Origin of the sequence: Pseudomonas sp. B329 (genome assembly GCF_023127835.1) — a bacterium.
GTDB classification, from domain to species: Bacteria; Pseudomonadota; Gammaproteobacteria; order Pseudomonadales; family Pseudomonadaceae; genus Aquipseudomonas; species Aquipseudomonas synxantha_A.
This window is the reverse complement of record NZ_SPKP01000045.1, coordinates 87,353-112,408: the sequence shown is the minus strand read 5'-3', so window position 1 is coordinate 112,408 and position 25,056 is coordinate 87,353. Positions and strand designations below refer to the sequence as shown.

The following is a 25,056-nucleotide window of genomic DNA, read 5'->3' as shown; positions in this document are numbered from 1 at the left end:
CAATCGGGTTGTTGTTCTCGTCCAGCAATTGCACGGTCGAACCCGGCTTGCCGGTGACCGGCAATGCACCCGTATCAGGATCTACAACGCCCAACGTCGGTGTCATCAGCGGCAAGGTAAGCGCCACAGAAGGATCAGACTGAAGACCATCCACCGTCTGGGTCGTCGTGATAGTTTGGTGGCTGGCAGTGGGTGGCAGCTGGACTTGCACGCGCCCATCATTACCAAGCGTACCAGCGGAAAGTACTTGGCCGCCTTCTCCCTTGACCTCAAATAGACCACCAGGGCGACCTTGAATAGCCAGTGTGTTGGACTGGATATCGAAATTGATCAAAGGTGCAGACGGCTTGGTGGCGCTGACGGCCGCGTTTCCACCACCACCACCACCACCACCACCACCACCGACCAGTGCCGCTACGCCGCCAAGGCCAAGCGCTCCAAGCAGCCACATGAAGGTGTTGTCTCCGTCATCCACCAGCAGCTCATCTACGTTAGAAATCTCTTTTAAAGAAAGCGATGCATGATCTGGTTCATAAGTTGCGTGCCAGAATTTGCCTTGATGCTCCAGGACCAACTCATTGCGCAGCCCGTCAGCCGAGACAATAAAAAAGCCTTTGAGAACGATCTGTTCACCCGTCGTTAGCTCAATAACCAAGTCGCTTCCAGCCTGAGAAGCAGACTTCAGCGTTTGAGGATTCAACGAAATCTTAACAATACTAGGGCCGCCAACGGTGATAGAGTTTCCCGTTGATTGCGCGACCAATTTTCCAGACGTGATATCTATCAGACTAACCTGAGCCATGCGTGCTTCGCTCCAAATGTAAGGGGTCTGACTGCGGCGCCCTTCGTCGAATGACATCCAAGCCCAGTCAGCCAAACCAATAACGCCGGGAACACATGACGTGTTTGGGCATTAACAGGCGCACATACTCATAAGAAATATCCTGAAGGTCTGTGGGATTTTTCACCAAACCATTTAGACTGATTTAAGCAGCCTTTTCAGAAAAGTGGAGAAAACCCCAGCAATCGTTGACGGGCGGAGCCTGCACCGGCCCGTCTCTGTGACATGACTATCGAAGGGAGCCGACCAGTGGGCCAACCTCCGCCCAGACATCTTTGTTGTAGATTTTCTGCGAGAGCGTGCTCTGACGTCCTTCCCTTCAGGCTTAGCCCACTGATTGAACACGGGCTCGAAGGTGTGCTCCTTCGCAGCATGAACAGCAAGTCGCTGTTGTTTAAGATGCTCGTAGGGGGTTGATGCCCCAGGCAACCAAGGCACGGGCTTCATCACGACGGGTACGGGCTTCTTTAGGCTCAATTTGGGGGTAACCACCGAGGCGCATGCGCTTCTGCTTGCCTGCCCAGTAATAACTGAAAAGCCAGACTTTGCCGCCGCTGGCAGTCACATTGAGAGTGAAACCATCACTGTCACCGAGGGTGTAGTCATTACCGGTGATTCGAGCATGCCGAACTGTCATTTGAGTTCCATCGCGAGCTCCCGAACAGAATCAGGGCCAGATGCTCCTCTCACTGTGCAAACTGCGCCAGCAACAAACCGACTCACTAAATCACCGCCGAAACGATCGGCCTGGCATCCACCGATGAGCTGACAATGGGCCCGGTAACCAAAGACAAGGAAGTCTTCCTGGGCGGCGCTGAACCGACATTCAAAGCCACGAACGCAAAGGGACGTGTGTTTAACGACTCAGCGTTCATGACCCCAGGCCTCCTGCTTGAGCCGCAGACGTATTCGCGACTGAGCTGCACGAAGTAAACCGACCACCCGGTGCGGGCAGCGCGCGCGCCGGCTATCCACATCGAGACAGGCATGAAGCGTTTCTATCGCAATCCGCATCCGGCTGATTGAGAAACACCAGCACGCCCAAAATGGCTGCATAGAATTTGAATGCTGCGCTCTGGCCATTCCATTACTGGGATTGCCACATCAAGAACCACTCGCCGCCAATCACCATAAAGCCGAAGAACCACACCAACAGGCCCGCGGTGACGCTGCGACGGCGCAGGCCTTAGCGCGGTTGAACTGCTCATCACTGCGGTGCCGGGCGCGCCACAACATTGGCACATTAGCAGCCAACACCAAGGCGCTCAGTACCTCGCCTGCAATGATCAGCCAGTAAGCGCCGTGCCATAGCCACGGGACGGTGATCGCAGGCGACATGGCAGCGTTGTAGGGGAAGGTAGTGTCTATGCTCAGTACGTGCCAGACGAAGTTGAAATTCGAGGTGTAGTCCGCGAGGTTGTTGAACACTGCCAGCGCGGCGAAGGCCGCCAACATTGCGACCAGGACCAAGTTTGCATAACGAGTGACCATACTGACTTCCTGAAAATGCCTTAAAGGCTCAGCACGTCACACCTGCGTCGGCCCGCAGAATCCGCCAGGTATCTATTTTTGATGTAAGCGTCTGCTGAATCACTGTGGGACAGGTGTGGCCGTTCCCCGTTGTAGATCAGCACCGACTCATCCACCATTTTCACTGCGTCCGCCAGATTTTTAGGGCGATACAGCAGGAACTCGCTCTTCAAAATACCGTTTATCCTCTCCGCCAGAGCATTCTGGTAGCAGTCATAGCCGTCGGTCATTGAGCATCTGATGCCATGACTAGCGTGCAAAGGTTGATAACGCTCAGAGCCCGCCAACTGGTTGAGGCTCACGAAGGCTCGGTGAGTGTCCATTCCAAAGGGCCGGGTTTTGGCTGCACCTTCTCGATATGGCTGCCACTGTGTGAACAACAGAATCATCTGCCACCTGCTGACGGTGCGCGGGATGACGGTGAGTTCGTCCACGCCAACCAGCGACGCTCGCCATACGAAAGATGCCACAATCTCATGACCGGGCATGTCTAAGCGCAACCACGAACACGCTAAATCGACATCGCAAAGTTGTCCCGATAGGGAGAGGAGATAGGGATGAACTTTGCCGGTGTCATAAGCGAGCCATCCGGCACAGCTTTGAACTTAAGCTGAGCGCCAGAACGCGACGGATATTGGCGACAATCTCCGAGGTGCATTGCAAAAGATCGGGGGAGTACGCCGGATAGAACAAACAAGGCTTGTCCAATTGAAGGCACAAAGCCTGCACTAACCAAACTGTCCTCTACATCCCGGCTACAATAGCTTATTTGTATTTTGTCCGCGCGGTCCGGATTCAGCACGCGCTGGACGACACAAAGAATGACCTCCGTACTACACAGTTCGTCAGATACAAATCCAAAAATATGCGTTCGCATGTAAAATGGCATAATACGCCAATGATCGAAAGACCCTGTTTGCCGAAAGCTGGAGCTACTTATGGCGACGCGAAACGTTGTGCTGACCCCTCACCAGGAACAGGTTATCCATGACCTGGTTCAATCCGGCCGTTATCAAAATGCCAGCGAGGTAATGCGGGAAGGCTTACGACTATTGGAGCAACGCGTCGCCGAAGATACCGCCAAAATTGAGGCCCTGCGTCAGGCGACCTCGATCGGCATTATGGACCTTGAGCACGGGCGCTTTACGCGGTTGAATGAAGGGAATCTGCAGGACTATCTCGAGGGCTTGAGCCTGGAGGCAATCCTCCCTGCGAGCGAGAAACAGTGAGCATGGCGCAATACCGGATTTCCAACGCCGCGCGCGCCGACATTGTCGACATCCTTAGGCTCTCCCAGACGCAGTTCGGCGATCAAGCACGCCGGCGCTATCAGGCGCTGATTCTCGGGTCGCTGCAAGCGATTGCTGACACGCCTTATCGCTTTGGCAGCCACGATCGCGATGAGCTTGCACCGGGCCTTCGCAGCTATCACCTTATCTATTCACGCCAGCATGCCAAACACCCCCATGGAATGGTCAAGAGTCCACGCCATATCGTGTTCTATCGTGTGGCAAACGACGACGTGATCGATGTCGTTAGACTCCTGCATGACGCCATGGACGTGCAACTGCACCTGCCCAACGACTGACCACCGATCTGGCCCAAAGGCCTACCAGATGTTGAATAGTAAAGCTGAGGCGCCCTATCTCTACATATCAATCTAATCAACACAGCACTGGAACTCGACTTCGCGAAATATTACCGCACTATGTCCGCAGCCAGACGGGATCCGCCCCCACAACTATAAACCTGCCGAAAAGTAGAGTTAGCCTGTGTGGATAGGCTTCCGCCATCGAGCACAATAAACGTTCAATTTCACGGCCCACCTCAGTATCTCTCTGAGGTTTCCGTAGACTTACCAGTTTTCCCTGATCAACATACAGACTTGAAAAACCGGGTTCAGGACAATGAGTATTTCCACAAATAGGGTCCATGGGCCCACTGAACTCTCTCCCTTCACACTTCTTTCACAGTCAAGAAACTATGGTCTTCCTGCTCCGAGTAAAAACCTTTCAGCCCGCCTCCCCCATCACGAATTTTTCGTTGCCTGCTAAACTGATGTTCTACTCGAAAGGAATCGATGCCATGACCTCCCAATACTCACTTCCTGATGTGCTGGATAAAATTTTCGAAAATCAGCTCGCTTTGGAAGCCGCAATCATGGCGCTGACGCTGCTGATCGAACGAGAGGGTAACGCGGAAGTTGGCAACAACGTGCGCGGAGCACTGCACACAATTGGGGAAAATGTGGGCCATATTCGACAAGGCTTGGCGAAGCTCAAAGCAACCCCCTCCAGCAAGTAATACGCCCATCTCAGCTGTATCTTCTTCGTTACACTTCGTCGCCTTTTCGTTGATCGATTCTCATTGGCAGCGCAAAATCCTTCCGCTGACGGAACAGCTTTCAACGAAAAGGCTGACGCTCTACAGCCCCAAAACACCCCAGCTATGAGCCCTCTCGTCGGCCCTCAAACATGCGACATGAAGATGCCATCCCCCCATTGCTTAAGGCGTTAAACGAAAACCAACTCGCGTTGGCAGCTGCTATCGAAGAGCTCGCTAAATGGGTCGGTGATCGTGGCTCTGTAGATGCCGTCAAGAATGTGTATGGCGCCCTCGAAACGCTCGCCCATAACCAAGCATTCATTGAAATGAGTGTGGCCTTGATGATGGGGCAGGATTAAAAACCTTCCCCCTCCCCCACACTGACCTTCGGCCGTCGGCTGCCATAGCTTCTCTGACATGCCAGCCCCGCTATTCTGGCTCGATCATACGCCACTGCCAGCTCTCCCGCTCTTTGTCAGCCCACTGGAGCAAGTTGGAGAGCACCATAGCGGCAGGCGGTCTTACACCCATGATCGGCATGTCGCTCCCTCTATGGTTTGACGGGACCGCAGCATCTGGTCACAGAAGGCAGAAAGCTCAGCTAGGGTCGAGCTTTTTCCTTTTGAGACAAACGACTCCTGAATCGGCTCGGTATGAAATGCGGTATATGACAGAAACAGCGTATCGGCAATTATGCTGAACGGTAGGTCGATCACTGCCAACGGTACCAAGATACGCAAACCCCAGCGCTACCGTCCGATACGGCCTTGATCAGCGCAATATCCATGGAGGTTCCACAATAAGGACGAACTCCACAGGCAGGGTGATCACCAAGGTTTCGGAGAGCGTTGACCCCCCCTCCAACATCGCCACCGCCACCGCCACTATCAAAATCCGCATGTCGTACCCTGGTTGGTTTGGCGGGACTGTTGCACCAGAGGCCAAATGCAAAAAAACAGTGCGGAAGGGGTTTCAGGTGGGGTTATGGCTATCTTGCGCGTAACACGTACCCTCGACACTGCGCACGAAACTCTCTGCTCACGCGAACGGCATGGGGCCAGGAAAACTCCCTATAGGTACCCAGTGAGTAATGATGCCTGTATCAGGCTTCCAATGGTGAAGTAGCATGGCTGGAGGTTCAATAAAGGAAGCTTCTGGCGCATCTGGATCAAGCTGCAAAGCAATTGCAGTAGTAGTACTGGGCGCAGTACACAGCACTGAGCCACCGAACCGTAATTGCATCGCGCGATGGATGTGCCCGCACACAACTCGTTCGACGGCAGGAAAGCGCTGTATGACATTTGCCAGGCTTTCGCCGTTTTCGCATCCATAAATATCTATATATGGAATACCGCTGAGAAAGGGGTGGTGATGCATCATGATCAGCGTGGGCCGATCCGCCTCTTGCGCTAACGCATTTTCAAGCCATTCCTTCGATTGAGCGTCAAAATTGCCGTGATGCTTACCAGGCACGGTAATGTCCAGACCGATTATGCGGACAGGGCCAAACTCGCTGGCAATAAAGTTGAAGGGCTCCAAGTCTGCACCATATGGCTCAATCAGCCGTGCGGAGCGAAACTCATGCCGGTCATCATGGTTGCCTGGAATAATCAATAAAGGCTGCTTTATTTCGGACAACAGTTTCTTTGCCATCATGTACTCAGCAGGCGACCCTCTATCCACTATGTCTCCAGTTACTATCACGACATCAGGAACAGGATTGAGAGTGTTCAAATGTGCAATAGCTGCTTCACACATAGCATTCGAATCTACCAAACCTTGATAAAGCTGACCTTGAGGCCTGATATGTAGATCTGATAAGTGCGCTATTAACATACCAATCCTCGCGAGGTTGACCCGATAATGTCCGATGGAGTGTATCGCAAAATCCACTGTGGTCGAAACAGCTATGCGCCTACAGCTCAACCGCCACCCAACAGCGGATAGCCACCGGGGCTATGGCTGTATCGGTAAAGCGTTCATTGCCCATTTTTTCTGTACATGGGGATAGTCTTTGAACACTTTACCAATACAGCTTTGGCATGATGGAAGCCGATTCACCCCGTCAACGGGCGATAAAAGTCCAGGGTAGTGACGTGTGGTACTCGGGCAATTACCTTGATCGTCGGGTAGATTTGAGACAGAAAACCTATGGCCGTATCGGTAAAGCCTTTGAACTCGCGTTCAAACATCGCCAATTGGACAGCGGGCCGGTGGTATACTGGGCCTGCGATGCGTTGCAACAGATCATCATCAGTCCATGACGTTGGGCCATCAATTTACCGCCGCCTTAATGGATAGTCGAACTAACCGCTCAGGACACTAGTGTGCAGTATCAGAATAAAGTTACTTCCTACTTATAAGTTTTTCTATAAAAATCAGATTGATATGGCTACATCACAGGGAGGTTTATTTCGAGACAGCACACTGGCACGCGTTCAATTGACAGCTGTCTATTACAACCTACTCAGACGTTGGGCCGCTGTTTAATGGCGAGTGTGGTTCATTCGCAATTAATTCCGGCCTCATCTTGGTAGTGTCCCCGTGTGCTGGCATTTTTGTCAGTAGCAACTCATCGAGTGCCTGCCGGTAGCGGTGTCCACCCAGGTGCATGGTGCTGTTGTGTCTGACGCCGGGCACCAGTAACAGGTGTTTGGGCTCCTGCGCCGCGGCATACAGTTGCTGGCTGAAACGCGGTGGGACAAAACCATCGTCCAGTCCATGGACCACCAGCAAGGGCATGTGAATGTCGGCAATCTTGTCGATGGACGCAAATTTCTGCGATAACACCCAGCACACTGGCAGCGAAGTGTTAGCCATCGCTCTGGCCGCGTCGGCCAAGGACGTGAATGTGGCTTCAATCACCAGCCCCTGCACGGGAGAGGGTACCTGGTTATCCGCCGCTTGCTTGCTTAACTCCGCCGCCAGGTCGATGGCCACCGCGCCGCCCAGGGAGTGCCCATAAATCAGGCGTCTGACGGGGTCCGGTTGCAGGGTCTGGAAATGTTCCCAGGCAATACGTGCGTCTTCATAAACGCTGGCTTCCGACGGCAGGTCGCCCTGGCTTTGGCCAAACCCACGATAGTCGATGGCCAGTACCGAGAACCCTTGGGCGTGCAGTTGTTCGATGCGAAACAACTGGCCTGTGAGGTTCCAGCGCGCCCCATGCAAGTACAAGATCGCCGGAGCGTCTTTTTTTGCGGCAGGCCACCACCAGCCATGGATGTAGTGCCCGAGCTTGAAGCTGGCCGGTTTCAGTTCGAACTCCTGCACATCGCGGGGCAGGCCACGGTATGAACTAGCTGCGCCCGGTTCGATGTTAAACAACAATTCGCGCTCCTTGTACTGCAGGATGGCGCAACCTGCGGGCAACCCGAGGATCACCACGGCCATACACAACAGGGGGAGCCTGCGCAGGCGCAGCTGTGTAAAAAAACGTGAGAGCATTGTCGTTCCAGGAGAGAGGCGAAGCGCTGCTGTATATAGAGTTCGATGAAGTCGGTGGCCTGGGTATCGAAAGTCAGTTGATGATTTCCACTAGATCGACGTCGATATCCCGGCTCACCAAGCTCTTGTCGACCTTTCCGGTGATCTTGATCCGAGTATTGTCATTGAAGGCTACTGGCGGAAGATCTTCGTCATCAATTTCGACGGTGATGGAGCCGGTGGTATCCTTGAATTCGTATTTCTCATCCTTCAGCTTCTGGATGATGTGACCTTGCAGTACCACTGGTGTGTCGTCAGGTGCTGCTTGTGCGGCGGCCACTGTGTTTGCCGATTGTGCGCCGGGGCCTGTGTAACCTGCGCCTGCCCAAACAGCGGCACTGAACAGTGGAGTCAGCAGCAGAGCAACATAACGAGCTTTCATAACGATAGTCCTAGTTTGAGTTGGATGAATTGAGCATAAATTGTCAATCTGAATTAAAACTTAATTTGTGTGCACGGATACCTTAAAAGCGTTGGACGTTGATGGGCCACATGCAACACTGGCGACGATGGCTAACTAAAAACACTTCAGCCGAAGAAAACAGTAACGTTCCCCTCCCCAGTTCAGTATTTCACTTTGTACGTAGGAGAATCCTCCGGCCGTTGGCCGCGCCGGTCGTACAGGCGGGTAGTGCTGATGTTCGCGTGCCCTAACCATTCCTGAACCTTGGCGATATCGGCGTCATGCTCCAGGGCGTTGGTTGCGGCCGTGGCCCTCAATCCATGCCCCCCCAGTCCGTCGACGTGGATGCCCGCCGTCTTGGCCCAGTATGCAACCACCTTATAGATACCATCGGCGCAAATGCCACCGCCGGTGGTGCGACCGCGGATCGAGCGGAACAGCGGACCATTCCCCGGTTCGCGGTTAGCGTCCCGTTCCAGATACGCATGAATGCGTTCGGCCGCGACTGGGTGCAGCGGTAAATAGCGGGTCTACCACCCTTCCCTTTCACTTGCAGATGTTTGATGCCTCGACGCTCCTGCAGGTCGCCAGTCATTAGCTGGGCGGCTTCTTCACGGCGTAAGCCGTGATATAGCAGCACGGCCAAGATCGCCCGATCGCGTACACCCTTTAGTTTCAAGCCATCCGGCGCCGTTAGCAGTAATTTAGCCTGATCAGCACCAACACCGACTCTGTATGAAAGACGGTGTACGGCAGAAATAGCGTATCGGCGACCATGCTGAACGGCAGGTCGATCACCGCCAGCGGTACAAAGATAAGAAAAATCCCCGCACTTCCGTCCAATGCGGCCTTGATCAGCGCAATATCTATGTAGGATCCGCAATACGGACCCACTCCACAGGGACGGTGATCACCAAAGGTTTCGGAGAGTTGAACACCCAGCCAACATCACCACTGTTACTGTCGATGGCAACGACAAGCTGGCTGATAAACCCTCTGTTGTTATTCAATATCAGGATGAGGACGGCGATGATAACTCCGAGCACATACCCAAGAATGATTAAACAATAGAACACCGGTCGCTTGAATGGCTTGACGCGTGCCACCAAAGTTTCTGATGTTTTGGCACAAAGGTCCATGTAGTGTCGCAGAACTGGTAGCAGGCTATTCTCCAGGTCAGAGGGAAGCGTTGTCTGCACCAACCATTTCAGATGGGATGCGGTCTGGATCACTATCGATGTCGAGGAGTCAGGTATACCTTCCGTAGCCAGCACTTCGCTCCACGGAACGTTCGCCAGTCCGGGCACCATCAGCCCCGTGGGCCCAATGTGCAATTTCACTGTATGTGCATTGAACGTCTTGTGTTTGGTAAGAGCTTCGACCACAGCTATCGGTGCAAGGAGTCCACAGATTGCTAGCACGACGCTCATGACGATAGACAACGTGAACGCCCACCCAGAACTCCCCCATGTCGGTGCGAGGATGTTCATAGCGACAAATGGGGCCACACCTCCCAGTCCGCCGAGAACCAGCATGGCCATGTTACCCAATCCTGGCTTGGGTCGAACTGGCTCAGACTCACGGAGCCCTCGAAGATCGGACTCTTGCGATCCGTCTGGTTATTCATATCCATCCGTTCTCTCCACCAGCAATACCACATCAGTGACAGGCGGCCTCTGTTCGGTCACTTGATTGACCGCCTGGATTTTGAATTCTTCGGAGTAACGCGGGTTACTCATGGCACCTCCTGATTGGCGTCAGCTTAAGGCAAAGAGGTGTCTTCGAAACCGGCGATTAGGGAGCAATGGAACCACGTCCTGGGTGTGTTCAGGGCACGCGAGATGATGGCCGGTAAAGCGCCGGATGATCGGTGGCAGGTTGAATTCGTCTAGGGCAATCAGGGGGCGATAGAGAAAACAGATTAAATCGGGCGCTTAGCATTCGGCCTTGTCTTCCGCCAACGAAAGCCAATCTAACCTCGCTGACTGGCTGAAAAAAGCAGCGCAATGAGTACTGTGAACGCGCGTAACGACATACGTCTAGGGATTCTCCGAACAAGTCTGTAGATGTGCTGAAATATGCCCGTCCCCTGATCCGAGCTGCCCATGAGCCAAATGAGCTTTTCCGACTTTGAATACGCAGGCAAGCGCAAACAGACAACGCTTCTTCGCCGAGATGGATCAGCTCGTGCCCTGGAGCGCGTTGCTTAAGCTGATCGAACCGTGACTGGCCGCCGGCCGGCAAGTTGATCGGAGCATCCCTAGCGGCCCCTCTACGAGCCCCTCGATAACTCACGCCAGCGCACTTCGCGCCATTGACCTTGATCTATACATATTCCTCATAGATATTTAAAAAATAATTCTTATATCTATATGCTCGATAAAAAGCTCTCCATTGCGCTATCGGTCAGCCAAGCCCCTTATCCACTTTCACGTCGAGTCCACCATGAAAGGCATCAAGCTCCGTTCGTTGTCAGTCACCCTCGGTTCTGCCGCTCTGCTGAGCGCCGTCTTAGCCTCTTCTGCCATGGCCGGCTTGCTGGAGAAAGGTCGCGCCAGCGGGCTGACCGCAGGTATCGCCAACGAACAGCCCTACGCTTATATCGGCACGGATGGAAAAGTCACAGGGGCCAACGTCGAAGTCTTGCAGGCCATTTTAAACCCGCTGGGTATCGCTAAAATCGACACCCCAATCACCGATTTCGGCTCGCTGGTCCCAGGACTTGCCGCCGGGCGCTTCGACCTTATCGGCGCGGGCCTGTTCATAAACCCCAGTCGATGCAAGGTCATTGGTTATTCCAATCCCGTCACCCAATCCGGCGGTACTTTTATTGTCAAGGCCGGTAACCCGTTGAAGTTGCACAGCCTCAAGGATGTCGCCAACAATCCCAAGGCGCGCCTGGCCACGCAAACCGGTACCAATCAAGTGCAGGAAGCCAAGGACAGCGGCATTGCTGCCGGCAACGTCATCCTGTTCGACAAAGACATCGAGGCACTGGCCGCGCTGCAGTCCGACCGCGTGGACGTGGTGTATTTCCCTGATGCCTCGGTCGTCAGTCTGGTGAAAAAAACCGACAGCCCGGCGATCGAACGCGCCCTACCCTTCAACCAGATTCCCGACGCCCAAGGTAAGCCGACTTGGAATTACCACGCCTATGGCCTGCCAAAAAACGATCCTGAGTTCATCCAGGCGTTCAACGATCAATTAGCAAAGCTGCGGGCTTCCGGTGAGCTGTTGAAGATTCTGCAGAAGTACGGCTACACCGAAAACGAATTGCCGGAAACCGGCGTGACGGCGGCGCAACGCTGTGCACTCTGACATTCACCGCACTGAGAGAACTTCGTTTTGTACAAGCACACCATCGTGTCTTCATCGACTTGTACTGCGGTGACTTGTGCGAGAACACCGCCAAATTCGTAATGTGCCAGATGACCGGTGACAATGATTTCGATCAGCACACCCGAGTGCATTAGGTTTCATTTGGATGGCGTGGCCAACATCGCGCAGTTTCTCGGCCTCACCGAAGAGCGCGCAGCCACGTCGAAACAGAGACGAAATATTGTGGTGAGCAACTTCGCCAAGGTTGGTGCACCCATCAGCGCCCGGCTGTATCTGGACGTTGCCGCTGGCGACGCGGTGATTGTCCGCCCGCGTCTGGGACGCCTGAAGGATCTTTACGGCAACACCCTGGGCGAGTTAGTCGCGCCCCACTAGGGACGGGGACTGATGATTGAGCAGTCTCGCACCGTTACCTGCCGGTACGCTATGAACCTCCAGGCAGCAATCGGCCTCAACCCACACGAGTACCGGCCATGTTTTTCGAATCTTCGACGATAGATACCGCGACCTTCATTTCCCGGCAGTTGGCAACGGGGGCACTGACGACCCTGGAAATCACTTTCCTGGCGGAACTGGTGGTGCTACTCATGTCCTTCATCATCGCGCTGATGCGCCTGTCACCCTTGCGCATCCTGCGCTGGACTGCCACGGTCTACGTCGAAGTGCTGCGCGGCATCTCAGCGCTGGTCCTGTTGTTCTACCTGTTTTTCATTTTGCCGTTGTTCGGGATCAGCTTGCCGCCCATGACCACCGCCGTCATCGGCCTGGGCCTGACCTTTTCTGCCTATGGCTCGGAAATCGTCCGCTCGGCACTGATCAACGTCAGCCGCGGGCAGCGCGATGCGCTTCGGGCGCTGGACTTTGGGGCCGTGACGGCTTTTCGGCGAATCCTGTTGCCTCAGGCCCTGCCGTTCATGCTACCGCCACTGGGCAATCAACTGGTGGAGCTGATGAAAACCACCTCCCTGGTGTCCTTGATCACCCTGAGCGACCTGACATTTTCCGGCGGGCAACTGGTGGCCACCCTGGGTCAACAGACGCTGATCTGGGGCATTGTACTTGTGTGCTATTTCGTCATGGCCTGGCCGTTAACCTGGCTGGTCCGGCGTTATGAACGTCATGTCACGGCATGGCGCCAGGCGAGTACATCATGAATTTTGATTACTCCTTTGCCTGGTCTATCCTGCCGGAGCTGTTTCGCGGCCTGCTGGTCACTATTCAGGTGGTGGTGCTCGGCTTTGTGCTCGCGATGTTGCTGGGTTTGCTGTTGGCGATGGCCCAACGCTCCCGCATCACCCTCGTTCATGCCGCGAGCACGGGCTACCTGAGCTTCTTCCGCAACACGCCGTTGATGGTCCAGTTGTATGTGCTGTTCTTTGCCTTCCCGCTGCTGGGGATCACCCTACCCGCCATCTCCACAGGAGTTATCGGCCTGGGGCTGTATTACGGTGCTTACATCGCCGAGGCCTACCGGGGTGCCATCGAAGATGTGCCGGCCGGGCAATGGGAAGCCGCCAGGGCGCTGGATTTCGAAACGGCAACGACCTGGCAAAGGATCATCCTGCCCCAAGCCCTGAAACCGATGCTGCCGATCCTCGGCAATTACCTGATCGGCATGTTCAAGGAAACCCCGCTGCTGGCGGTAATCACCATCCCGGAGTTGTTCCAGGCGACCAAGCAGATCGCAGGCATGACCTACCGTTACAACGAACCCTATACCGTCATGGCCCTGATGTTCCTGGCAATCAGCGTACCGACGTCCCTGTTCTTCAAATACCTCGAAAACCGCACTCATGACTGATCTCATCCACACCCAGCGCCTTGCGCCAGCGCAGATTTCGCTCAAGCAAGTGGTGAAAAACTTTGGCAGCACCCGGGTCATCGACCACCTCGACCTGAGCATTCCGAAAGGGCAGAAAGTCGCCTTGATCGGCCCGAGCGGTTCAGGAAAATCTACGGTGCTGCGCTTGATCAAGGGCCTCGAAAGTTATCAACATGGCAGCATTGAAGTGGCCGGTGTTCCGGTGCCGATCAAGCCCACGGGCTGGCATTGGCCAGGCCGCCGAAGTGCGCCTGTGGTGCATCGCGTGGGCATGGTGTTCCAACAGTTCAACCTGTTTCCGCACCTCACGGTCCAGGAAAACATCACCGAGGCGCCCTTCCGGGTGTTGAAACTGAACCGCGACGAAGCCAATGCCCGGACGGAACAGTACCTGGGCCTGGTGGGCTTGAGTCACAAAGCCAATGTGTTCCCCAGTCAACTATCGGGTGGCCAACAGCAACGGGTGGCGATTGCCCGCGCCTTGGCCATGCGCCCGCAAATCATGCTTTTCGACGAAGTGACCTCGGCCCTGGACCCGGAACTGGTCGGCGAGGTGCTGGCAGTCATCCGCACCATTGCCCATGAACAGCAGATGACCATGTTGCTGGTCACTCACGAAATAAAGTTCGCCCAGGACATCGCCGATCGAGTGCTGTTCATGGAGGCCGGGAAAATCGTCGCTGACGGATCGCCAGCGCAAATATTGGTCAACCCCGACAACGAGCGTACCCGGCGATTTCTCAACCTGGTGGAACAACGCTAAACCTAATTTTTTCGAAGCGCAGCCACGCGGCCTACACCGAATACCGCCACCAGCCGTGGTTTGCACGGCTGGTGGCGGTATTGAAAAGTGCAATGTGCCGAGCCTGGTCACAACAGATAGAAACGCCCCGCCAAACGCCAGTTGGTGATTGCTTGTGTCTTGTTCTCATTGCCCCTCGAGCAGCACCGGCTTGCCCAACTCCCCAATCTTCTCCAGCCGCGCCCGCACAATATTGCGACTGATATTCAGCAGACGCCCGGTCTGCAACTGGTTGCCATGGCAATAGCGATAGGCCGCGCGAAAGATCGTCTCCTCGATGTGCTCATAGAGGTCCGGAAAGTTCTGCTCGAACAACGAATTCAACGCCGCCTCCAGGCTCACCGCCTCAGTGATCGCAGGCGCAGCCTGGTTCGCCTCGTCCTGGCGAATGCCCGAGGAACGCATGTCCACCAAATGCAGATCCGGTGGTTGCACCAACTGGTTGCGGCACACCAGCAAGGCGTGGTGAATGGCATTTTCGAGCTCGCGGATATTGCCCGGCCAGCTATGTTCCAACAGCTTTCGCTCAGCATCGATGCTCAACGTGGCGCGGTTGTACCCCAGTCGCTGGCAGTGCTCTTCGAGAAAAAATTCCGCCAGGGGCAGGATATCGCCCGGCCGCTCGCGCAGAGGCGGCAGTCGAATGGTGGCGACGTGCAGACGGTAGAACAAGTCTTCGCGGAAGTTACCTGCAACGACGGCATCGGCAAGGTTAACGTTAGTGGCGGCCACCAGCCGCACATTGATCGGGATCGGTGTCCGCGAGCCCAGGCGCACCACTTCGCGCTCCTGCAAAACGCGCAGTAACTTCACCTGCATGTTCAACGGCAGATCACCGATCTCATCGAGAAACAGCGTGCCGCCGTTGGCGGCTTCAAACCAACCGGCCTTCTGGGTGGTAGCGCCGGTGAACGCGCCTTTCTCGTGGCCGAACAATTCGCTTTCCACGAGGGTCTCGGCAAACGCGCCGCAGTTCACCGCCACGAAAGGTTCACGTCCGCGACGGCTCAGATGATGGATATGCCGTGCGACCAATTCCTTGCCGGTCCCGGTCTCGCCAATGATCAAGGTATTGGCTTCGCTGGGTGCCAGACGTTCAATACGTGACAGTAATTCCTGGGAGCGCGGGTCCTTGAAGACCAGCACGGTGGCACGCACCGACTTGGTCAATTCGCGAGGATTGGGATGGGTGATCAGCGACATGGTGCGTTCCTGGCAGTAAAAGCGCGTGCTCAATAGTGCATGAAGTTTTCTAGATCATTTAATTATAAATTAATATTTATATATTCAATTATCGCATATACCAACAACATGACCCACCACTGTTGCTGGAGCAGCAACCGGCCAGCACCCACGTGTTCACCCACCAGCAGCAGATCAGACAGGCCATTGCTACCTCAAACGCTGCAGCCCATGCAGCACGCGGTCTAGAGCGATTTTTCCAGCTGCTGGCATGCAATCTGCTCTCTCGCTCCCAACACAATCCCCTGTAGGAGCCGGCAAGCCCGCGCCTACAAAGGGTTTTGAATTCAGGTAGGGAGAAACCTCATGAGAAATTTCTGGCACAGAAGCCTCATCGCTCTGTTCGGCCTACTGGCAAGCAGCGCGGCGCTCGCCGAGTCGGCTGCCCCGGCCTCGGTAAAAATCGCTATCGTGGCCTACACGCAAGGTGGCAAGCCAGTGTTTGGCGGGATTGCCGGCCGCGTGATCGAAGAAGGTTGGCTGGAGGCCCAACTGCACGAGCGCGGGGTGAAACTCGAATGGATCGCCCTACCCCACGCCGGCGCTGGCCCGCAGATCAACGAAGGGTTCAGCAACAACAGCCTGGACTTCGCCGTACGCGGAGACCTGCCCTCAGTGATCGCCGGTGCCGGCGGTGTGCCGGGCAAGCTGATCGTGCCCGGCGATAGTGGTAACAACGTTTACCTGGTGGTGCCCGAAGGCTCCAGCGCCAAGACCATCGAAGACCTCAAGGGCAAGCGCTTGGCCCTGCACCGTGGCCGGCCTTGGGAGTTCGCATTCAGCAACTTCCTCGCCAGCAAAGGCCTGAAACTCGATGACTTCAAGATCGCCAACCTCAACCCGCAGGTCGGCGCGGCAGCGGTGTCTGCCGGCAAGGTCGATGCAGCCGTGTTGCTCAGCGAGGCCTATGCCTTGGAAGACAAAGGCGTGGGCAAGATCATCTGGTCGACCAAACAGGGCAACAATGACTGGCGCCTGATCTCCGACCTATGGGGCACCGAGTCTTTCGTGCAGCAGCATCCAGACATCACCCAATTGCTGGCGACCGCCTGGGTCAAGGCAGCGTGGTGGATTTCTCAACCGCAAAACCAGGACGCCTATTACCAACTGTCCTCTCGTGCCGGTACCGCTGAAAGCGTGCTGCGCCGCGACGGCCAAAACGACCCAGTGACCTGGAAGGAACGCTGGGCGCCGAAAAGCGATGCGCAACTCAAGGCCCACTATCAGGCCCTCACCGCCTACGCCCTGGCCAACCATCTGATTCGCGACACTTATGAGATCGGCCCGTCACTGGCTACCGGCTTTACCAACCAGGCTTTGATCGACCTGAAACTCACCGACTACTGGCCGGCACTGCGTGGCCAGGTCAGCACCAATCCTTGATAGGGAAATTGATAATGAAACTGCCACATTCTTTCGCCTTCGGTCTCAGCGTACTGGCCTTGTCCATGAGCGCGTTCGCCGCTGACGTATACGCCCCAAAAACGGACCCACTACAAGGTGATGGCCGCGTCTCGGCGTTCTACACCTGGGAAAAGGCCATTCCGGCCATTCCCGGAAAGCTGTTACGCAGCGAACCGCTAGACAAGACCATCAGCCTGGCAAACGCCGCCAGCGCGCAACGCATCCTCTACACCTCCACCGATGGCATCGATAATAAAACCCCAGTAGTGGTTTCCGGCGCGTTGTTCCTGCCCAAGGGCACACCGCCGGCCGGCGGTTGGCCGGTCGTAACCTGGGGACATGGCACTGTTGGCGTCGCAGATGTGTGTGCGCCGTCCTGGCAAGGTCGCTCCTACCGCGATGTGGCGTACCTCAACCGCTGGCTGGCAGAAGGGTTTGCGGTGGTCGCCACCGACTACCAAGGGCTCGGCGTACCCGGCGGCCACCCGTTGCTGAACAGCCGCATGGCCGCCTACGGCATCCTCGACGCCGCCAAGGCTGTAGTTGCAGGGGTACCTGGGTTGGCTGACAAGGTGTTGATTGTCGGCCAGTCCCAAGGCGGGGCAGGCGCGTTTGCCGCAGCGGCCTATGCCGCCACTTACGCCCCGGACCTTGGCGTCAAGGGCAGCATCGGCACCGGCGTGATCTACACCCTCGACTACGCGAAAAACCCCAGCGAGGAAGTGCGCAATAAAGTCGACCCGACCCTGGTCTACGGCTTCTACACCTTGCTCGCCGCCCAGCAATACGACCCGAGCATCAACCCGGCGGACTTCTACACCGACAAGGCGCTGCCCATCTTCGAACAGGCTCGCACTAGCTGTCTGTTCGCTCTAGAAGGCGACGTGGAGGGCCTGGGCCTGAGCATTGCCAACACCAAGAAAGATTACAAAGGCAAACAGCTCGCGCCGTGGCTCGCGCAAGTCGCCTACCCCACCCTGAAAACGTCCAAACCGGTGTTCATCGGTACCGGTGCCGAAGACGTCACCCCAGCCGCCGCGACCCAGGTCAAGCTGATGCAGGACGCCTGCAACGCCGGTTCCGTAGTCGAAGGCCACCTGTACAAAGGCCTGGGCCACAGCGCGACGGTCAATGCCTCGCTCAAGGACTCGATCCCATTCGCCCACAAAGTCATCAATGACCAGCCGATCACCCCAGTCTGCGCCCCAACCGCGCAGTAAGCAGGAGGCTTGCATGAGCATCGAATTTTTTACTCGCCTGCCGCTGCACGGCGAAACCCAGTTCCTGCCGGGCGACCCGCGTAACCGTGGCGACTGGCATCGGGGCGGTCCCGACAGCACCGGGGCGGTGTCCGGGTTCAGCGTGGGCGACCACTTCACTTACATCGACTACCTGGGCCAGATCGCCAAGGCCGCCGAGATCAATAAGTTCGGCGGTGTGTTGATGGTCAACGCGCCCAGCGGCGAAGAGCCGTGGACGGTGTGCTCGCTGCTGGCCCGCGAAACTCGTACCCTGCAATTTGTCACCGCGTTCCAGCCCTACCACTACACCCCATGGGTGGCCGTGCAACAGGCGGCGACCTACCAACGCGCCACCGGCAACCGCCTGGTATGGAACATCATCAACGGCGGCTCGGACGCGATCCAGCGCCAGGTCGGCGACTACAGCGACCACGATGCACGCTACGAGCGCGCCACCGAATTCATGGACGTGGTCAAGGGCTATTGGCACAACGAGTCGTTTCACTACGATGGCAAGTTTTACAAGGCCGACGGTGGGGGCTTGCGCGCGCCGCTGAAAAAGGCGCAGTTGCCGCTTATCTGCACGGCTGGCTCATCCATCGCTGCACGGGAGTTCGCCGCCAAGCACGCGGATTTCTACTTGATGCGTGCCGAGCACCCGGATGAAATCACCGCTCTGATCGCCGACCTGCGCCAACGAGCGTTGAAATGGGGGCGCACCGATATTCGCTTCGGCCTGTCGATTGATGTGATCACCCGAGAAACCGAAGAACTGGCGCGCACTGAAGCCAAGCGTTTCTTCGACGAAGGCATCGCCCGTGGCGCGGTCAAGGCCGTCGCCGCCCACGCCGGGCTGCGTACCGCGCGCAAACTGAGCTACGAGCACGGTTTTGCCGAGAAAAACGAGGCGCAGGGTTTCGAAGACTTTTTTATCCACCCGAACGTGTGGGCTGGCTTCGGCTATATCGGCATCCCACCGGGCTGCGCGCTAGTAGGCAGTTATGAAAACGTGGTGGCGCGGATTCGCGAATACAACAACCTCGGCATCGACCTGTTCTTCCTCGCCGGCTATCCGCACCTGGAAGAAGCCTACCGACTCGGCGAGCATATCCTGCCGCACTTTCGCAGCGAGCGCTCGGTGTTGAGCCGTCCGCTGGAGCCGGTGCGCGAACTGCACTCGGCCAACGGCGGAGCCTGAAACCATGACCTTACTGCTGAGCCGTCGAGACTTTCTCGGCTACAGCGCGACCGCCAGCGGCGCTCTGCTGCTGGCGGGTTGCGGCCCGAATGACGCACCGGCTGCCGCCACCGGCAGCGACCAGCCACGCTACGGCGGCCGCCTGCGCTTGGGGATTCTCGACGGCAACCAGAGCGGCAATCTGGACGCGCATAAACCGGTGGGTAGCGGCATCGTTCGCGGCTTTGCGCTGTATAGCAAGTTGTGGGAGTGGGATGAGCAAATGCAGCCGCGCTTGGCACTGGCAGAGTTTGCCGAGCCCAACGCGGATGCCAGCACCTGGACCCTGCGCTTGCGTCCGGGCCTGGAGTTCCACAACGGCAAGACCATTGACGCCGACGACCTGATGTTCTCGATCCGCCGTCTCACCGATCCGCAACTGGCTTCGCCGTATGCGGCACTGTTGCACTGGGTAGACCGCGACAACCTGGTCAAACTCGACAACCGCACCGTGCGCCTGAACTTTCGCGACGGCCGCAGCTATATGCCGCTGGCCGAAACCTGGGTCAACTTCGGCGGTATCGTGCCGGTGGATTACCACCCGGTCACCAATCCGGTGGGCGCCGGCCCCTACAAACTGAAAAGTTTCACCCCCGGCCAGCGCTCGCTGTTCACGCGTTTCGAGAATTACTACAAGGAGGGTAAGCCGTACGCCGACGAGCTCGAAATCATCGATTTCAAGGATCAGGTCTCACGCCTCGCCGCACTGCGCGCCGGGCAGATCGACATGGCCAACTCGATGCCCACCGAACAGCTGCCGATCTTGGAGAAGGACCCTAGGTTGAAGGTCATCAAATCGGTGACCGGCAACTGGCTGTCCTTCGATATGAATCTGGACAAGCCGCCCTTCAACGACCCGCGGGTGCGCGAGGCGCTTCGCTTGCTGGCCGACCGCGAAGAACTGGTACGTCGCGCACTGAATGGCCAGGGCCGAGTGGCTAATGATTTGTATGCGCCCAGTGACCCCACCTTCAACCACAGCCTTGGCCCGCGACCGTACGCCCCTCAGCGCGCAGCGCAATTGCTCAAGGACGCCGGCCAGGAAAACCTAGAGGTGGAACTGATCACCACCCCGGGCCCAGGCTTGAGTTCAGCATTAGTGCTGGCTGAGCAGGCCAAGCGCATCGGCGTCACCCTTAAGGTTAAGCAAGTAGACCTCGCCACTTTCCAGGGCCCGCTGAAAAACGATTGGACCCTAAGCACCAGGGGCAGCATCGGTGCACCGTTCCTCGCCAGTGCAATCCACACCGACGCACCCTTTGCGGTATCCAACAAGACCCACTTCAACGACGCGCAATTCAGCGAACTGCTCCTCGCCGCCATGGCCCAGCCCGACCTGGAAAAACGCAAGGTTCTGGTGCATCAGGTGCAGCAGATCCAGTACGAACGCGGCGGCATGTTGATCTGGGGGTATGCCGACCTTCTGGACAGCGTTTCCACGCGCGTCGGTGGGGCCCAGGCAGAAGAGTCGCCGTTCAGCACCTGGCGCTTCGAGAAGCTCTGGCTCAAAGACACGGCCTGACACCTCATTCCCCGTAGGAGTCCGGTTTGCCGGCGATGAGGCCTCAAGCCTTGCGCCGATCAACGGGACGCCTACGGGGCATCACATTGATAACAATTTTCGACAGGAGTCATTTCTGCCATGCACGCTATCGCCTTGCGTTTACCCCTGCTGCTGGCAGTCACCCTGCCGCTGCAGGCTTTTGCCTCCGATACCCAACTGCAAACCGTGACCGTGCAGGCAAGTGCCAGCAAGTCGGATGACGACGCACTGCCCACCCGCCCGCCGACCTCAGTGTACGGTGGCACGGAAACCAAAGTGCTGGACACGCCGCGCTCCGTGGTGCAAATCAACGCCGAGCAATTGGCGAGCGGCGCGATCCATAGCGCCGACGACCTGGTCAAATATGCGCCCGGCATCACTCGGGGCGGCGGGCAAAACGCGGGTATCGCACCGCAGTTTCGTGGCCAGGGTTCGGAGATTTTCCAGGACGGCCAGCGTGGTTACGCCGTGCGCCACCCCGCCAACTTCAACGCCTATGAAGGTGCGGACATCGTTGCCGGCCCGTCCTCGGTGACCTACGGCTCGGTATCCGGCAGCGGCGGCTACGTCAACTACCTGAGCAAGAAACCCGACTTCAACGCGTTCAAGACCAAACTCAGCGGCGAACTGGGTTCGTGGATTCCGAACGGCACCTCACGCAGTTCCAATAAATTCAGCATCGACAACACCGGGCCTCTGAGTGACAACCTGGCCTACCGCGTGAGCATCACCAAGCAGCGCCAGGAGGACTTCTATGACAATGTCGAGAACAATTTTGACGCCTTCTATGGCGCGTTGGCCTGGCGCAACGACAACGTGCGCGTCGACTGGAACGCCAGCTACGACAATTACTACGACTACAACATCACCCACGGTTGGAACCGCGCTACTCAGGGCCTGGTAGACGACGGCAAATACTACGCCGGGCGCGCCACACCGATTATCCAGAACGGCAGTACCCTGTGGTCGCCGGTGCTGGCTTCGGGCGCCGCCGATGCGCCAACACTCGGTTGGGTAAAACGCCAACGCAACGCCCAGGGCCAATACAGTGTGGTCGACGGCAGCTTCCAGACTGCCCCACCGAATACCCAGGCCAACCCCGGCAGCCTGCGTGGCTGGGTGTATGACCCGACGCTGGCGGGCAATGGCGAGCAGTCGCTGTCATCACAGACCGGGCAGCGCAAAGAGGACGAAAGCAGCTCGCGGCGCTTCACCACGCAACTGCGTATCGAGGCCGACCTGTCGCCGACTATCACCGTAGCCAACAGCATGTTTTATGAACGTTCCAAAGACATCACCGATGCCGTGGGCGCATTCCAGGTGCAATCGAAGGACAACATTTTCGATAACCGCTTCGAGTTCCGCTCGCGCAACGAGACCCAGCTGGGCGGCTGGACCCTGCGCGATGACAGCAACAGCGGCCTGATCTACCGCCGCGAATTCAACCAGTCGATTGCTGCGAACAACAGCTTTGGCTCGACCATTAATGCCTATGACCTGACCGAAGACCCTTCCGGCAAAAACCCTGGTGACTTACTCGGCCTCAACGCCACCAACCCTGCCGGCGGCAACGGCGCTTGGATCGGACAACCCGGCGTGCCGCAATACTCCAACTACTACGGCTGGCTCAACCTGCCGCCCATGTATGAAGCTGGGCACGGCCTGTACGCCGAATCGGTGGCGCCATACACCGCTGAAAGCACCTGGACCACCAAAACCCTGTTCAGCCAGCACAACCTCAAGTACGGCGAGTATTTCGGCTTGAATATTGGCGCCAGCCGCAGCTGGATCGAGGCCGAGATCGACAACCCGTTCGTACTCGCCGGTGGCAACCGGCGCAAGGACAGCGACAATTACCGGCTGTTTGCTTTCCAGGTCAGCCCGTATGTAAAACCGACTGAAAACACCACGCTGTACTACACCTTCGACCGCTCGTTGGCGGTCAACACCGGGTTCTTTTCCAACGGCCTTGGCTGGGGCAGCGGCAGTGGCGCCAACCAGCTCAACCCGCTGGCGTTCCAGAGCTTGAGCGTGCTGCATGAAGTCGGGGTAAAGGTCGAAGCAGTGCCTAACCAGCTGTTCATGACGTTGGCGGCGTTCAAGCAAGCCCGCGACCAGGCACCTGACAGCAATAACAACATCGCGCGGCTGATGATCAAGGGTGTGGAAGCCACCGTGCACTATCAACCGGACGACCACCTTCGCAGCGGTCTGAACCTGTCCAAGCTCAACGCCTATAACGAGTTCACCTCCCAGGCCGGATTTGCCTCAGCGGGGTTCATTCCCGACAACGGCACAGTGTTCGGCGATAACAATAGCCTCAACCAGCGGCCGTCCGGGCGTTTCGACGCGGTGCAGATTCCTGAATACACCGCCAGCGGGTATGTCGACTACCGCTTCGACTCAGGCTTTGGCGCCGAACTTTCAGGCTGGTGGACCAGCAGTTGGTACCTGAACCTCAGCAAGACCGTAAAGATCCCGAACGAATACAACCTCGATCTCGCCGTGTACTACCGCCAACCGCAATGGAGCACCACGCTACGGGTGCTCAACCTGACCAATGAACTGAACTTCGTCAGCGGACTGGCCGGTTCCACCAACACTTTTTTGCAACCCATGCCTGGCCGCACCTTGTTGGCCCAGGTCGACTATCAATTCTGATCCGCACCAGGAGCACGTTATGTCTATCGAATTTGTCGGCATGATTTTCCCTCGCCAGTGGTCCGAAACCCGTGGCGTTCGCAGCCCGGATTTCGACCTCGACTTTATCCGTCACCATGCCCGCGCCCATGAGCATGCAGGCTTCGACCGTGTGCTGATCGCCAGCGGCCCCGGCAGTGCCGACAGCCTGCAAATTGCCGCGTATGCGGCGGCGCACACTGAGCGATTGGGCTTCATGATCGCCCATCGCCCCGGCCTCACCGCGCCGACCGTCGCTGCCCGCTCGTTTGCCACGCTGGACCATACCACTGGCGGCGGGCGCATTCGCTTGCACGCGATTACCGGCATTACCGCCGAGCCACAGGAAGGCGACTTTCTGCTGGACAAGACCGAACGCTACAGGCGCACCGATGAATATCTGGAGATTGTGCGACGCACCTGGACGGCCGAAGAGCCGTTCGATTTCGAAGGTGAGTACTTCAACATCAAGGGTGCGTTTTCACCGGTCAAACCGTTGCAACAGCCGCATATTCCAATCTCGTTTGGCGGCTCTTCCGACATTGCCTATCAGATCGCGGTGAAGCATGCGGACCTGTATGCGCTGTGGGGCGAGCCATTAAGCGGCGTGGCTGAGCAAATTGCCAAGCTGAAGGCGGCAGCATTAACAGCGGGTGTTGAAGCGCCACGGGTCAGTTTGTCGGTGCGGCTGATTTTGGGGGCAACAGAGGAATTAGCCTGGCAACGCGCCGAGCAGATCCTGGAGCAGATCAAGGCCAATCCACAGTTTGCGGCGGGCAGTCCGTGGCAGAAGCGGCTCAAGGGCACCGGCTCCGAACGTCTGTTAGCGGCGGCGGCGTTGGGTGATAGTCATGATCGCGCGCTATGGATGCCGACGGCGACAGCAGTGGGCGCTTATGGCGATACCACCGCGCTGGTGGGTACCCCGGAAACGGTGGCGCAGGCACTGCTGGATTATGTGGACCTGGGCGTTACCACGTTCTTGAATCGCGGTTATGACCCGCTGTACGACACCGTGGATTATGGGCGGTGGATTATCCCCGCAGTGCGTGAAGAGGCGTTGCGGCGCAAGGCGAAAATTGCTTAACGACGGCTGAAGCCATCGCCGGCAAGCCGGTTCCTTCAAGGGGTTTGTGTACCTGTAGGGGCCTGCTTGCCGGCG

Annotated in this window: 24 protein-coding genes and 6 pseudogenes; 17 read left to right on the top strand and 13 right to left on the bottom strand. The window is 57.1% G+C overall.

Annotation, left to right across the window (positions count from 1 at the left end; genetic code table 11):
• From E4P00_RS21195 to E4P00_RS21180, 4 genes and pseudogenes are all read right to left on the bottom strand, one after another.
• Window positions 1–802 (bottom strand): BapA prefix-like domain-containing protein (locus tag E4P00_RS21195; RefSeq protein WP_248132944.1); only part of this gene is annotated, 802 nt, incomplete at its 3' end.
• Window positions 803–1,235: 433 nt separating this feature from the next.
• Entirely contained in the window at window positions 1,236–1,478 is a 243-nt protein-coding gene (locus tag E4P00_RS21190; protein WP_248132943.1) for an Arm DNA-binding domain-containing protein, read from the bottom strand.
• Window positions 1,479–1,808: 330 nt separating this feature from the next.
• Window positions 1,809–2,332, bottom strand: a pseudogene (locus E4P00_RS21185) (DUF2165 domain-containing protein).
• Between the two features lie 20 nt (window positions 2,333–2,352).
• Window positions 2,353–2,640, bottom strand: a pseudogene (locus E4P00_RS21180) (integrase core domain-containing protein); the annotation flags it as partial.
• Between the two features lie 669 nt (window positions 2,641–3,309).
• Between E4P00_RS21180 and E4P00_RS21175 the strand changes: the two are divergent.
• The 4 genes from E4P00_RS21175 to E4P00_RS21160 all read left to right on the top strand — a co-directional run bounded on the left by E4P00_RS21175 (window position 3,310) and on the right by E4P00_RS21160 (window position 5,055).
• The gene (locus E4P00_RS21175) at window positions 3,310–3,600 is read left to right on the top strand and encodes a type II toxin-antitoxin system ParD family antitoxin (protein ID WP_248132941.1); all 291 of its coding nucleotides are present in this window, start codon (window positions 3,310–3,312) and stop codon (window positions 3,598–3,600) included.
• Between the two features lie 2 nt (window positions 3,601–3,602).
• On the top strand, window positions 3,603–3,959 hold the full coding sequence (locus E4P00_RS21170; RefSeq protein WP_248132950.1) for a type II toxin-antitoxin system RelE/ParE family toxin: 357 nt from the start codon (window positions 3,603–3,605) through the stop codon (window positions 3,957–3,959).
• Window positions 3,960–4,456: 497 nt separating this feature from the next.
• Window positions 4,457–4,675, top strand: a complete 219-nt coding sequence (locus tag E4P00_RS21165) for a hypothetical protein (RefSeq protein WP_248132939.1) — start codon at window positions 4,457–4,459, stop codon at window positions 4,673–4,675.
• A gap of 170 nt (window positions 4,676–4,845) precedes the next feature.
• Window positions 4,846–5,055, top strand: a complete 210-nt coding sequence (locus E4P00_RS21160; protein WP_248132937.1) for a hypothetical protein — start codon at window positions 4,846–4,848, stop codon at window positions 5,053–5,055.
• Here E4P00_RS21160 and E4P00_RS21155 read toward each other — a convergent pair.
• From E4P00_RS21155 to E4P00_RS21145, 3 genes and pseudogenes are all read right to left on the bottom strand, one after another.
• Window positions 5,052–5,209: pseudogene (locus E4P00_RS21155) on the bottom strand (DUF2514 family protein); the annotation flags it as partial. The gene E4P00_RS21160 and the pseudogene E4P00_RS21155 overlap by 4 nt on opposite strands.
• Before the next feature lie 8 nt (window positions 5,210–5,217).
• A complete protein-coding gene (locus E4P00_RS21150; RefSeq protein WP_248132948.1) occupies window positions 5,218–5,412 on the bottom strand; it encodes a YceK/YidQ family lipoprotein in 195 nt (64 codons plus the stop codon).
• 322 nt (window positions 5,413–5,734) lie between these two features.
• Window positions 5,735–6,532: a phosphodiesterase gene (locus tag E4P00_RS21145; protein ID WP_248132935.1), complete on the bottom strand. Its 798-nt coding sequence runs from the start codon at window positions 6,530–6,532 to the stop codon at window positions 5,735–5,737.
• Window positions 6,533–6,858: 326 nt separating this feature from the next.
• Here E4P00_RS21145 and E4P00_RS21140 point away from each other — a divergent pair.
• A pseudogene (locus E4P00_RS21140) lies at window positions 6,859–6,948 on the top strand (site-specific integrase); the annotation flags it as partial.
• Between the two features lie 211 nt (window positions 6,949–7,159).
• Here E4P00_RS21140 and E4P00_RS21135 read toward each other — a convergent pair.
• From E4P00_RS21135 to E4P00_RS21115, 5 genes and pseudogenes are all read right to left on the bottom strand, one after another.
• Complete coding sequence (locus E4P00_RS21135; protein ID WP_248132933.1) at window positions 7,160–8,143, bottom strand: alpha/beta fold hydrolase; 984 nt, start codon at window positions 8,141–8,143, stop codon at window positions 7,160–7,162.
• A gap of 73 nt (window positions 8,144–8,216) precedes the next feature.
• The gene (locus E4P00_RS21130; RefSeq protein ID WP_248132931.1) at window positions 8,217–8,564 is read right to left on the bottom strand and encodes a NirD/YgiW/YdeI family stress tolerance protein; all 348 of its coding nucleotides are present in this window, start codon (window positions 8,562–8,564) and stop codon (window positions 8,217–8,219) included.
• Window positions 8,565–8,746: 182 nt separating this feature from the next.
• Window positions 8,747–9,306 (bottom strand): annotated as a pseudogene (locus E4P00_RS21125) (tyrosine-type recombinase/integrase); the annotation flags it as partial.
• Window positions 9,279–9,479 carry a YceK/YidQ family lipoprotein gene (locus E4P00_RS21120; protein ID WP_248132929.1) on the bottom strand — a complete coding sequence of 67 codons (201 nt, stop codon included), beginning with the start codon at window positions 9,477–9,479 and terminating at the stop codon, window positions 9,279–9,281. The gene E4P00_RS21120 and the pseudogene E4P00_RS21125, both read right to left, overlap by 28 nt.
• Window positions 9,452–10,126, bottom strand: coding sequence for a hypothetical protein (locus E4P00_RS21115; RefSeq protein ID WP_248132928.1), 675 nt, complete (start codon window positions 10,124–10,126; stop codon window positions 9,452–9,454). The genes E4P00_RS21120 and E4P00_RS21115 overlap by 28 nt, the downstream gene beginning before the upstream one ends.
• 564 nt (window positions 10,127–10,690) lie before the next feature.
• On the opposite strand from E4P00_RS21115, the pseudogene E4P00_RS21105 reads away from it, so the two are divergent.
• The 6 genes and pseudogenes from E4P00_RS21105 to E4P00_RS21080 form a co-directional block, all read left to right on the top strand.
• A pseudogene (locus E4P00_RS21105) lies at window positions 10,691–10,808 on the top strand (IS5/IS1182 family transposase); the annotation flags it as partial.
• 222 nt (window positions 10,809–11,030) lie between these two features.
• Window positions 11,031–11,903 carry an ectoine/hydroxyectoine ABC transporter substrate-binding protein EhuB gene (gene ehuB / locus E4P00_RS21100; RefSeq protein ID WP_248132926.1) on the top strand — a complete coding sequence of 291 codons (873 nt, stop codon included), beginning with the start codon at window positions 11,031–11,033 and terminating at the stop codon, window positions 11,901–11,903.
• Window positions 11,904–12,026: 123 nt separating this feature from the next.
• Window positions 12,027–12,299 (top strand): hypothetical protein, encoded by a 273-nt coding sequence (locus E4P00_RS21095; protein WP_248132925.1) that lies wholly within the window; start codon window positions 12,027–12,029, stop codon window positions 12,297–12,299.
• Window positions 12,300–12,397: 98 nt separating this feature from the next.
• A complete protein-coding gene (ehuC, locus tag E4P00_RS21090; RefSeq protein WP_248132924.1) occupies window positions 12,398–13,078 on the top strand; it encodes an ectoine/hydroxyectoine ABC transporter permease subunit EhuC in 681 nt (226 codons plus the stop codon).
• Entirely contained in the window at window positions 13,075–13,725 is a 651-nt protein-coding gene (gene ehuD / locus E4P00_RS21085; protein WP_248132923.1) for an ectoine/hydroxyectoine ABC transporter permease subunit EhuD, read from the top strand. The genes ehuC and ehuD overlap by 4 nt, the downstream gene beginning before the upstream one ends.
• Window positions 13,718–14,509 (top strand): amino acid ABC transporter ATP-binding protein, encoded by a 792-nt coding sequence (locus tag E4P00_RS21080; RefSeq protein WP_248132922.1) that lies wholly within the window; start codon window positions 13,718–13,720, stop codon window positions 14,507–14,509. The genes ehuD and E4P00_RS21080 overlap by 8 nt, the downstream gene beginning before the upstream one ends.
• A 165-nt stretch (window positions 14,510–14,674) precedes the next feature.
• Here the strand turns inward: E4P00_RS21080 and E4P00_RS21075 are convergent, their stop codons facing one another.
• Window positions 14,675–15,751, bottom strand: coding sequence for a sigma-54 dependent transcriptional regulator (locus E4P00_RS21075; RefSeq protein WP_248132921.1), 1,077 nt, complete (start codon window positions 15,749–15,751; stop codon window positions 14,675–14,677).
• A gap of 345 nt (window positions 15,752–16,096) precedes the next feature.
• Between E4P00_RS21075 and E4P00_RS21070 the strand changes: the two genes are divergently transcribed.
• The 6 genes from E4P00_RS21070 (at window position 16,097) to E4P00_RS21045 (ending at window position 24,981) form a co-directional block, all read left to right on the top strand.
• Complete coding sequence (locus E4P00_RS21070) at window positions 16,097–17,173, top strand: ABC transporter substrate-binding protein (RefSeq protein ID WP_248132920.1); 1,077 nt, start codon at window positions 16,097–16,099, stop codon at window positions 17,171–17,173.
• Window positions 17,174–17,187: 14 nt separating this feature from the next.
• Window positions 17,188–18,414 carry a lipase family protein gene (locus tag E4P00_RS21065; protein WP_248132919.1) on the top strand — a complete coding sequence of 409 codons (1,227 nt, stop codon included), beginning with the start codon at window positions 17,188–17,190 and terminating at the stop codon, window positions 18,412–18,414.
• A gap of 13 nt (window positions 18,415–18,427) precedes the next feature.
• Window positions 18,428–19,633: an LLM class flavin-dependent oxidoreductase gene (locus tag E4P00_RS21060; RefSeq protein WP_115488690.1), complete on the top strand. Its 1,206-nt coding sequence runs from the start codon at window positions 18,428–18,430 to the stop codon at window positions 19,631–19,633.
• Window positions 19,634–19,637: 4 nt separating this feature from the next.
• Complete coding sequence (locus tag E4P00_RS21055; RefSeq protein WP_248132918.1) at window positions 19,638–21,194, top strand: ABC transporter substrate-binding protein; 1,557 nt, start codon at window positions 19,638–19,640, stop codon at window positions 21,192–21,194.
• A 120-nt stretch (window positions 21,195–21,314) separates the two neighbouring features.
• The gene (locus E4P00_RS21050; protein WP_248132917.1) at window positions 21,315–23,876 is read left to right on the top strand and encodes a TonB-dependent receptor plug domain-containing protein; all 2,562 of its coding nucleotides are present in this window, start codon (window positions 21,315–21,317) and stop codon (window positions 23,874–23,876) included.
• 19 nt (window positions 23,877–23,895) lie between these two features.
• Window positions 23,896–24,981, top strand: a complete 1,086-nt coding sequence (locus E4P00_RS21045; protein ID WP_248132916.1) for an LLM class flavin-dependent oxidoreductase — start codon at window positions 23,896–23,898, stop codon at window positions 24,979–24,981.
• Window positions 24,982–25,056 lie beyond the last annotated feature (75 nt).

Coding starts and splice junctions, on each gene's coding strand:
- E4P00_RS21080 (WP_248132922.1), top strand. CDS start 13,718: ATGACTGATCTCATCCACACCCAGCGCCTTGCGCCAGCGCAGATTTCG.
- ehuC (WP_248132924.1), top strand. CDS start 12,398: ATGTTTTTCGAATCTTCGACGATAGATACCGCGACCTTCATTTCCCGG.
- E4P00_RS21060 (WP_115488690.1), top strand. CDS start 18,428: ATGAGCATCGAATTTTTTACTCGCCTGCCGCTGCACGGCGAAACCCAG.
- E4P00_RS21115 (WP_248132928.1), bottom strand. CDS start 10,126: ATGGCCATGCTGGTTCTCGGCGGACTGGGAGGTGTGGCCCCATTTGTC.
- ehuD (WP_248132923.1), top strand. CDS start 13,075: ATGAATTTTGATTACTCCTTTGCCTGGTCTATCCTGCCGGAGCTGTTT.
- E4P00_RS21160 (WP_248132937.1), top strand. CDS start 4,846: ATGCGACATGAAGATGCCATCCCCCCATTGCTTAAGGCGTTAAACGAA.
- E4P00_RS21075 (WP_248132921.1), bottom strand. CDS start 15,751: ATGTCGCTGATCACCCATCCCAATCCTCGCGAATTGACCAAGTCGGTG.
- E4P00_RS21135 (WP_248132933.1), bottom strand. CDS start 8,143: ATGCTCTCACGTTTTTTTACACAGCTGCGCCTGCGCAGGCTCCCCCTG.
- E4P00_RS21190 (WP_248132943.1), bottom strand. CDS start 1,478: ATGACAGTTCGGCATGCTCGAATCACCGGTAATGACTACACCCTCGGT.
- E4P00_RS21045 (WP_248132916.1), top strand. CDS start 23,896: ATGTCTATCGAATTTGTCGGCATGATTTTCCCTCGCCAGTGGTCCGAA.
- E4P00_RS21070 (WP_248132920.1), top strand. CDS start 16,097: ATGAGAAATTTCTGGCACAGAAGCCTCATCGCTCTGTTCGGCCTACTG.
- E4P00_RS21095 (WP_248132925.1), top strand. CDS start 12,027: ATGATTTCGATCAGCACACCCGAGTGCATTAGGTTTCATTTGGATGGC.
- E4P00_RS21065 (WP_248132919.1), top strand. CDS start 17,188: ATGAAACTGCCACATTCTTTCGCCTTCGGTCTCAGCGTACTGGCCTTG.
- E4P00_RS21130 (WP_248132931.1), bottom strand. CDS start 8,564: ATGAAAGCTCGTTATGTTGCTCTGCTGCTGACTCCACTGTTCAGTGCC.
- E4P00_RS21175 (WP_248132941.1), top strand. CDS start 3,310: ATGGCGACGCGAAACGTTGTGCTGACCCCTCACCAGGAACAGGTTATC.
- E4P00_RS21145 (WP_248132935.1), bottom strand. CDS start 6,532: ATGTTAATAGCGCACTTATCAGATCTACATATCAGGCCTCAAGGTCAG.
- E4P00_RS21165 (WP_248132939.1), top strand. CDS start 4,457: ATGACCTCCCAATACTCACTTCCTGATGTGCTGGATAAAATTTTCGAA.
- E4P00_RS21170 (WP_248132950.1), top strand. CDS start 3,603: ATGGCGCAATACCGGATTTCCAACGCCGCGCGCGCCGACATTGTCGAC.
- E4P00_RS21055 (WP_248132918.1), top strand. CDS start 19,638: ATGACCTTACTGCTGAGCCGTCGAGACTTTCTCGGCTACAGCGCGACC.
- E4P00_RS21050 (WP_248132917.1), top strand. CDS start 21,315: ATGCACGCTATCGCCTTGCGTTTACCCCTGCTGCTGGCAGTCACCCTG.
- ehuB (WP_248132926.1), top strand. CDS start 11,031: ATGAAAGGCATCAAGCTCCGTTCGTTGTCAGTCACCCTCGGTTCTGCC.